This is a genomic window from Streptomyces sp. NPDC037100 (genome assembly GCF_055606225.1).
The window spans coordinates 137,042-145,680 of sequence record NZ_JBVJSX010000004.1 but is presented as its reverse complement, the minus strand read 5'-3'; the positions used below and the strand labels follow the sequence as shown (position 1 = coordinate 145,680).

6 protein-coding genes are annotated in these 8,639 nt (G+C 70.6%); 2 read left to right on the top strand and 4 right to left on the bottom strand.

Annotated elements, in window-relative coordinates; translation table 11 throughout:
- Nucleotides 1–120: 120 nt before the first annotated feature.
- The 4 genes from ACZ7EG_RS14845 to ACZ7EG_RS14830 all read right to left on the bottom strand — a co-directional run bounded on the left by ACZ7EG_RS14845 (nucleotide 121) and on the right by ACZ7EG_RS14830 (nucleotide 4,683).
- Nucleotides 121–1,734 (bottom strand): sodium/solute symporter, encoded by a 1,614-nt coding sequence (locus tag ACZ7EG_RS14845; protein WP_471077449.1) that lies wholly within the window; start codon nucleotides 1,732–1,734, stop codon nucleotides 121–123.
- Complete coding sequence (locus ACZ7EG_RS14840; RefSeq protein WP_471077446.1) at nucleotides 1,731–2,270, bottom strand: DUF485 domain-containing protein; 540 nt, start codon at nucleotides 2,268–2,270, stop codon at nucleotides 1,731–1,733. The genes ACZ7EG_RS14845 and ACZ7EG_RS14840 overlap by 4 nt, the downstream gene beginning before the upstream one ends.
- 302 nt (nucleotides 2,271–2,572) lie before the next feature.
- Nucleotides 2,573–3,169, bottom strand: a complete 597-nt coding sequence (locus ACZ7EG_RS14835) for a GNAT family N-acetyltransferase (RefSeq protein WP_471077443.1) — start codon at nucleotides 3,167–3,169, stop codon at nucleotides 2,573–2,575.
- Between the two features lie 20 nt (nucleotides 3,170–3,189).
- Nucleotides 3,190–4,683: an MFS transporter gene (locus tag ACZ7EG_RS14830; RefSeq protein WP_471077440.1), complete on the bottom strand. Its 1,494-nt coding sequence runs from the start codon at nucleotides 4,681–4,683 to the stop codon at nucleotides 3,190–3,192.
- Between the two features lie 470 nt (nucleotides 4,684–5,153).
- On the opposite strand from ACZ7EG_RS14830, the gene ACZ7EG_RS14825 reads away from it, so the two are divergent.
- Nucleotides 5,154–5,942 (top strand): ABC transporter ATP-binding protein, encoded by a 789-nt coding sequence (locus ACZ7EG_RS14825; RefSeq protein WP_033312060.1) that lies wholly within the window; start codon nucleotides 5,154–5,156, stop codon nucleotides 5,940–5,942.
- Nucleotides 5,939–8,518, top strand: a complete 2,580-nt coding sequence (locus tag ACZ7EG_RS14820; RefSeq protein ID WP_471077436.1) for an ABC transporter permease — start codon at nucleotides 5,939–5,941, stop codon at nucleotides 8,516–8,518. Before ACZ7EG_RS14825 ends, ACZ7EG_RS14820 begins: the two co-directional genes overlap by 4 nt.
- Nucleotides 8,519–8,639 lie beyond the last annotated feature (121 nt).

The following is an 8,639-nucleotide window of genomic DNA, read 5'->3' as shown; positions in this document are numbered from 1 at the left end:
CTGTGCGTCGTCGCGTGACGCGCCGTCGGGGGCCGGGGCGGTCGGACCGGCCGTGTTCGCCGCCCGGTCCCCGCCCAACGGGTGGCACCGCATGCCGCGTCGGCTGCCGTGCCGTCCGTGTCAGTGGTCCCCGCGGGCCGCGCCCGCCAGGATCCAGCCCTCCACCGCCTCGTACTGATGGCGCTGTTCCTCCGACTGCCGGTGGCCGGAGGCCATCGTGCCCAGCCAGCCGCAGGCGAAGCCCAAGGGTATGGAGAGCAGGCCGGTGGTGGTGAACGGGAACCAGTTGAAGTCGGCCTCGGGGAAGGCCGAGACCGGTGAGCCGGAGACCAGGTTGGTGCCCGGCATCAGCAGCAGGACGGCCAGGGAGCCGCCGATGAGGGTGCTGAGCAGGCCCGTTCGTGTGTAGCGGCGCCAGAACAGGCTGTAGACCAGCGCGGGCGCGATGGCCGAGGCGCCCAGGCAGAAGGACACCGTCACCAGCGGTTGGAGGCTGCGATGCTGGACCTGGGTGGCCAGCAGGATCGCCGGGAGACCGACGGCCAGGGCCGACAGCCGCGCCACGGTCATCTCGCGGCGCGGTGACATCTCCTGCACCCGGGCCGCGAACACGTCGTGCGCGAGGGAGTTGGCGCAGGCCAGGATCATGCCGGCGACGGAGGCGAGCAGCGTGAGGAAGACCGCCGTGGTGACGGTCGTGAACAGGAACGTCTCCGCCGCCGACACGTCCGCTCCGAACGCCGCCTGCGATCCCAGCAGGTACGCCGTGTTGCCCTGCGGGTCGACCTGCGCGATCAGTTCCCGTCCGACCAGCGCGGTCGCGCCGACGCCGACGACCGTGATGACGAGCACGAACAGGGCCACACTCGAGACTGCCCAGGACATCGAGCGCCGTACCTGCCGGGCACTGGAGGCCGTGTACATGCGCATGGTGACGTGCGGCAGCACACCGCCGCCGAGGACGACCGTCAGTTGCGTGGTGATCATGTCGAGGTCGGGGCTGGGGCCGCCGGCGAACTCCAGGCCCGAGGTGAGGAACGCCGAGCCCACTCCGCTGTTCTGTGCGGCAGCGTTGAACAGAGCTCCCGGGTCCCAGTCGAACCGGTTCAGGATCAGCGCCGCGACCACCAGGCCGGAGCCGAGCAGCATCACGATCTTCAGGATCTGGATGAGGGCGGTGCCCTTCATGCCGCCGATCGCCGCGTAGCTGATCATCAGCGCGCCCACGCCGATGATGCAGCCCGTCTGCAGTGACTCGCCGGAGAAGCCGAGGATGAACGCCATCAGCTGCCCGGTCCCCGCCAACTGCACGAGCATCAGCGGCAGCAGCGCCGCCAGCGTCACCGCGCACGCCGCGATGCGGACACCGCGTCCGGGCATGCGCCGGGTCAGCGCGTCGCCCATGGTGAACCGCCCCGCGTTGCGCAGCGGTTCGGCCAGCAGGAACATCAGCAGCATCAGCGACAGGGCCGTACTCAGCGCCAGCACCACCCCGTCGTAGCCGAACAGCGCGATGACGCCGCCTGTGCCGAGGACGGTCGCGGCGGAGATGTAGTCGCCGGCGATCGCCAGGCCGTTACGCATGGGCGACAGGGAGCTGTAGCCGGTGTAGAACTCGTCCAGGTCGTCCCGGTCCGGGCCGGTCATCACGCACAGCAGCAGCGTGATCGTGGCGACGGCGGAGAAGCCGACCAGGGACATCGTCTGGGCGTTACCGCTGAAATCGGTGGTCATCGGTCCCCCTCCCGCTTCGCGTCCAGCTCGGCCAGCTTGCGTATCCGGTCCGCGATCGGGTCGACGCGGCGGCGGGCCGTCTGCTCGTACAGGGCGATCGCCAGCCAGGTCACGGGGACCTGGATGAGCGCGAGCAGCAGTCCGGTGGGCAGGCCGTCGGTGACGGTGCTCGTCATGAACGACGGCGCGAACGCCGACAGGAGCAGGAAGAGGGTGAAGTAACCGAGCGCCGTGAGCGTGGCCACGCGCCGCTGCCAGCGGTAGGCGCTGCGCAGGACCCGCAGGTCGCTGTGGTGTCCGAGCGCGGCGTGGCGCTGGGGACGCCGTCCGGCCGGTTCGGGCGCCTCCTGCGTGGCCCACGGGTAGGTGTCGTAGGTGTACGGGTCATAGGGCGAGGGCGAGGGCTGGGGAGGGGGCGAGGGCGGACCGGGTGGTCGGTATGGGTGGGGCGAGGGCGGACCGGGTGGTCGGTATGGGTGGGGCGAGGGCGGACCGGGTGGTCGGTATGGGTGGGACGGGAATGGGTCGTAGGACATCCCGGTGCTCCTTGCGAGGGTGGGATCCGGTGCGGCGGGCCGCAGGGAGGAGGGGGGCGGGAGCCACGCACGCTACTTCGGAGCAGGGGTCCAGCGCGAGGGTTTCGACAGACTGATCGGTCGGTATGCGCTTACCTTTCCGACCTCGAGTGGTACTCGCGTCAACCCGGTCTTCTCGCGGTTCCCGGTGCCTCACGCGAGGCGGATCAGCGCCACGGACGCCGGTATGTCGGTGCGGTGGTCGAGCGTCGCCCGGAAGGCCGGTCGCCGCTCGACGCGGTGCGGAACCGAACGGCCCGCGATCAGAGTGAAGTTGACGCCGACGCGCCCTCCGGCCGGCCTGCACGTGCGCGTCCTTCGCTCAGGGTCGCGTCCTGAGGGCGGTCGTCCTGAGGGCGGTCGGGTGTGGCGTCGAGGAGCCGGCGCTGGTAGCGGACCCCCGGCCGTCCGTCCACCGTCGTGTTCTCCACCCGGGTGAAGCCGCTGCGGGCCAGGACCCTCATGGAGGCCGGGTTGTCCAGGGTCGTGACCGCGGTCAGGGACGTCAGGGCGTAGTCGGTGGCGGCCAGTCGGCACACCTGCGTGACCGCAGCCGTCGCCACGCCCCGGCCGGCGGCCTGTTCGCCGATGCGGTAACCGAGTTCGGCGCTGCCGTCCACCAGGTCCATCAGGTTCACCCGGCCGATCAGCTCGCCGTCCTCCCCGAGGACCACATGAAAGCGGCACACGCGTGCCTCCTGCTCGTCGAGGAGCGCCCGGAGTCGTGCGGCGAACCCCTCCGCCGTGAAGAAGGCGTCCCCGCGGTCCGGCACCGTGCGGGCGAAGTACGTCCGGTTCTCCCGCTCGAAGGCCAGCAGCGCGTCCGCGTGATCCGCCCGCAGGGGCTCCAAGGTCACCATGGGGGGAGGATACGGAAGGCTCAGTCCGTCAGCACCGGGAATTTCCGGGGCGCGAGGAACAGCAGCACCAGGAACGCCAGGGCCGCCGCGCACGCCGCCCCCAGGTAGACCGCGTGCACCGCCTCGGCGATCGCCCGCCGGGTCGCCTCCGGCGCGCTGCCCGAGTCGAGCGCCCGCGTCACCGAGTCCAGGTCGCCCGCACCGCCGAGCCGGGCGGCCAGCACCCCGTTGGCGACGGCGCCGAACACCGCCGCGCCGATCGTCTGGCCGGTCTGGCGGCAGAACAGCACGGACGCGGTCGTCGTGCCGCGCTCCGCCCATCCCACCGTCGACTGCACCCCGACGATCAGCGGCAGCTGGAACAGGCCCAGCGCGGCGCCGAGCAGCAGCATCAGCAGCGTCGGCTGCCACGCCCGCCCGGGGTAGGGCAGGAAGGGGAACGCGAACAGGATCAGCGCGGCCGTGCCGATGCCCAGCATCGCCGTGTTGCGGAAGCCGATCCTGCGGTACACGTGCTGGCTCAGCGCCGCCGACACCGGCCAGCTCAACGTCCATACGGACAGGACGAATCCGGCGGCCACGGGCGCGAGGCCCAGCACCGACTGGGCGTAGGTGGGCAGGAAGACCGACGGCGCGACCATCAGCAGCCCCAGTGCGCCCAGGGCCAGATTGACCGCGGCGATCGTACGGCGCCGCCACACCCAGCCCGGGATGATCGGTTCCGCCGCCCGGCGCTCCACCAGCACCACGACCGCGACCAGGGCGAGTCCAGCTCCGAACAGCGCCAGGGAGGGCGCCGACAGCCACGGCCACGCCACCCCGCCCTGCACCAGTGCGGTGAGCAGAACGCCGCCGCAGGCGAACACCGCGAGCGCGCCCGCCCAGTCCACGCGCGCGTGCGCGGTGGTTTCCCGCTCCGGCTCGTGGAGGTGACGGACGATCAGCCACAACGCGACCGCGCCGATCGGCAGATTGATCAGGAAGATCCACCGCCAGTCCGCGTACGCGGCGAGCACCCCGCCCAGGCCCGGGCCGGCGACCGCTGACACCGCCCACACCGTGGAAAGCTTCGACTGGATCCTGGGGCGGTCCTTCAGCGGGTACAGGTCGGCGGCGAGGGTCTGCACCGTGCCCTGCAGTGCGCCGCCGCCCAGGCCCTGCACGACGCGGAAGGCGATGAGCGCCCCCATGTTCCACGCCAGCGCGCACAGCAGGGACCCGAACAGGAAGACCACCGAGCCGGTGACGAGGACCGGTTTGCGGCCGAAGGTGTCGGAGAGCTTGCCGTACACGGGCAGGGTGACGGTCACCGCCAGCAGATAGCCGGAGAACAGCCAGGAGAAGACGGAGAAGCCGCCGAGGTCCCCGACGATCTGCGGGACGGCGGTCGAGACGATGGTCGCGTCGAGCGCCGCCAGCGCCATCGAGAGCATCAACGCCGCGACGACGGCTCCGCGCCGGCCGGTCGCGGCGGGACCTGCGGCCTCACGCGCCGCGGAACTGGTGCTGCCCACCCCGGTGCCTCTCCCTCGCCCCGCCCGCGCCCGCGTGACGGGTCCCGTCGAATGCTTGCCCCTTGCAGCTATCTGTCGCGGACAGCTTCCCACTTGACCCGGACGCAGCGGGAGGGTGGAGCCTGAGTGGGCCGGCGGGTGGAGCCAACCCTGAGGCGGCCTCCACCCTCCGGTGGAGTGCCCCTAGGGGTACCTCCGTACTACGACCTGGGGAGGGTTCGTACCGACGGAGGACGAGAGGGCCGGGGGGCCTTCCTTAACCTGGCTTTACGCCGTCGGGGGGCGGTACGGAACACCGGCGGGGGTGGGGTTTTCCCCAGCAGAAGACTGCGCTGAACACCAGGGCGCACGACCTCTTCCCGCCGCGAGACTGAAACGCGTCGGACGGATTCCTGAACCGGCACCGCGCACAGCGGCTGTCGGCCGGGCGACCGCCTTCACCATTTGCTGACCGACATAGGAGACATACCGTGACTTCGGCTGTGACCATTCCCAGGCACGGGGGTACTGGAGGGCGTACGGCCGTTGCCGCGCGGGCGCGGCAGGTCGTGAAGGCGTACGGATCCGGAGAGACCCGGGTCGTCGCCCTCGATCACGTCGACGTGGACATCGCACGCGGCCAGTTCACCGCGATCATGGGCCCCTCGGGGTCCGGCAAGTCCACCCTCATGCACTGCCTCGCCGGCCTCGACACCGTGACGGGCGGCCAGATCTATCTCGACGAGACCGAGATCACCGGGCTGAAGGACAAGAAGCTCACACGGCTGCGCCGGGACCGGATCGGGTTCATCTTCCAGGCGTTCAACCTGCTGCCGACGCTGAACGCGATCGAGAACATCACGCTGCCCATGGACATCGCGGGCCGCAAGCCGGACAAGGAGTGGCTGACGCGGGTCGTGGAGACCGTCGGGCTCGCCGACCGCCTCAAGCACCGGCCCACCCAGCTGTCCGGCGGTCAGCAGCAGCGCGTCGCCGTGGCGCGGGCGCTCGCCGCCCGGCCCGAGATCATCTTCGGGGACGAGCCGACCGGAAACCTCGACTCCCGCGCCGGCGCCGAGGTCCTCGGCTTCCTGCGCCGGTCCGTCGACGAGCTGGGCCAGACCATCGTGATGGTCACCCACGACCCGGTGGCGGCCAGTTACGCGGACCGGGTCCTTTACCTCGCCGACGGCCGCATCGTCGACGAGATGTTCAAGCCGACCGCGGAAGCCGTCCTCGACCGCATGAAGGACTTCGACGCCCGGGGGCGCACGTCATGACCGTCATGAAGACCTCGATGCGCAACTTCCTCGCGCACAAGGGGAGGATGGCGCTCTCCGCGATCGCCGTCCTGCTGTCGGTCGGCTTCGTCTGCGGCACGCTCGTCTTCACGGACACCATGTCGACCACGTTCGACAAGCTCTTCGCGGCCACCTCCTCCGACGTGACGGTGAGCGCCAAGGGCGCCTCCGACAGCGGTGAGACGACCGCGGACAACGGCAAGCCGCCGGTCATGCCGGCCTCCGTGCTGGGCGAGGTCCGCAAGGCGCAGGGCGTGAAGTCCGCCGAGGGCGCGGTGTTCTCCACCTCGGTGACCGTCGTCGACGCCGACAAGGACAGCCTGTCGCCCTCCAGCGGCGCCCCGACCGTCGTCGGCGGCTGGAACGCCAACGAGGCCCGCACCATGAAGATCACCTCCGGTGCGGCCCCCAAGGAAGCCGACCAGATCATGGTCGACGCCGACACCGCCGACAAGCACGACCTGAAGCTCGGCGACGAGATCGGCGTGATCAGCGCGGTCGGCACCCACACCGCGAAGATCTCCGGTATCGCCGACTTCACCGTCACCAATCCCGGCGCCGCGATCTTCTACCTCGACACCAGGACCGCCCAGCAGGCCCTGGTCGGCGAGAGCGACGTCTACACCAACGTCAACGTCACCGCGGCAGCCGGCGTCAGCGACGACCGGCTGAAGAAGAACGTCACGGCCGAACTCGGCGGCGACTTCCAGGTGAAGACGGCCAAGGAGACCGCCGACGCCAACCAGAAGGACGTCGCGGGCTTCATGAACGTCATGAAGTACGCGATGCTCGGCTTCGCCGGGATCGCCTTCCTCGTCGGCATCTTCCTGATCATCAACACCTTCTCCATGCTGGTCGCCCAGCGCACCCGGGAGATCGGCCTGATGCGGGCCATCGGCTCCTCGCGCAAGCAGGTCAACCGCTCCGTGCTGGCCGAGGCGCTGCTGCTCGGCGTGGTCGGATCGGTGCTCGGCGTCGGGGCGGGCGTCGGCCTCGCCATCGGCCTGATGAAGTTCATGGGCCGGATGGGCATGGGACTGTCCACCGACGACCTCACAGTGGCCTGGACGACCCCTGTGGTCGGCCTCGTCCTCGGCGTGGTGGTCACCGTCCTGGCCGCCTACCTGCCCGCCCGGCGCGCCGGCAAGATCTCCCCGATGGCCGCCCTGCGCGACGCGGGAGTCCCCGCCGACGCCAAGGCCGGCTGGATCCGGGCCGCGATCGGCACTCTCCTCACCGGCGCCGGCGGCTTCGCCCTGTACCTCGCGTCGGCGGCCGACAAGGCCAAGGACGGCTCCCTGTGGCTCGGCCTCGGCGTCGTGCTGTCGCTGATCGGCTTCGTCGTCATCGGCCCGCTGCTGGCCGGTGCCGTGGTCCGCGTCCTGGGCGCGGTGCTGCTCCGCATGTTCGGCCCCGTGGGCCGCATGGCCGAGCGCAACGCCCTGCGCAACCCGCGCCGCACCGGCGCGACGGGCGCCGCCCTGATGATCGGCCTCGCCCTGGTGGCGTGCCTGTCCGTGGTCGGCTCCTCCATGGTGGCGTCCGCCACCGACCAGCTCGACAAGACCGTCGGCGCCGACTTCATCATCCAGTCCGACAGAGGTGAGCTGGTCACCCCGCAGGCCGTCAAGGCCGCCAAGTCGGCGCCGGACATCGAGCGGGTCACCCAGTACAAGTCGGGCACGGCCGACTTCACCACCCCCGACGGCAAGACGCTCAAGGACACGAGGATCACCGCGGCCGACCCGTCGTACGCGACCGACCTGCGCACCGAGACGGTCGCCGGCAAGCTCCCCGACGCCTACAAGCCCGACTCGATGTCGGTCCACGAGAAGTTCGCCGAGGACCACGGCATCCGGCTCGGCTCCAAGATCAAGGTCGCCTTCAAGGGCGGCTCCCCGGCCGACCTGACGGTCCGGGCGATCACCAGCAGCGACGTCGTGATCGACGCGGGCGCGATGTACACGTCCATCTCGACGATGGCCAAGTACGTCCCGGCCGACAAGATGCCGCTGGACTCGCTGGTCTTCGCCAGCGCCAAGGAGGGGCAGCAGGACGCCGCCTACACGTCCCTGAAGTCGGCGCTGCACGACTACCCGCAGTACAAGGTGCGTGACCAGACCGACTACAAGGACGCCCTGAAGGACCAGATCGGCCAGCTGCTCAACATGATCTACGGCCTGCTGGCCCTGGCGATCATCGTCGCCATCCTGGGCGTGGTGAACACCCTGGCCCTGTCGGTGGTGGAGCGCACCCGCGAGATCGGCCTGATGCGGGCGATCGGCCTGTCCCGCCGCCAGCTGCGCCGCATGATCCGCATGGAATCGGTCGTCATCGCCCTCTTCGGCGCCCTGCTGGGCCTCGGACTGGGCATGGGCTGGGGCGCCACGGCACAGCAGCTGCTCGCCCTGGAGGGCCTGATGGTCCTCGACATCCCCTGGCCGACGATCATCGGCGTCTTCATCAGCTCGGCGTTCGTGGGCCTGTTCGCGGCACTGGTCCCGGCGTTCCGGGCAGGCCGGATGAACGTCCTGAACGCGATCGCGACGGAGTAGCCGCCCGCCGCGCGAGAACCACCGCACACGGGGGTTGCGGAGGATGAGCCCGCCCCGGAGGCATCGCTTCCGGGGCGGGCTCGGTGGTTGTCCGGGGGCAGGGGAGGCGTTCTGCGGGGTG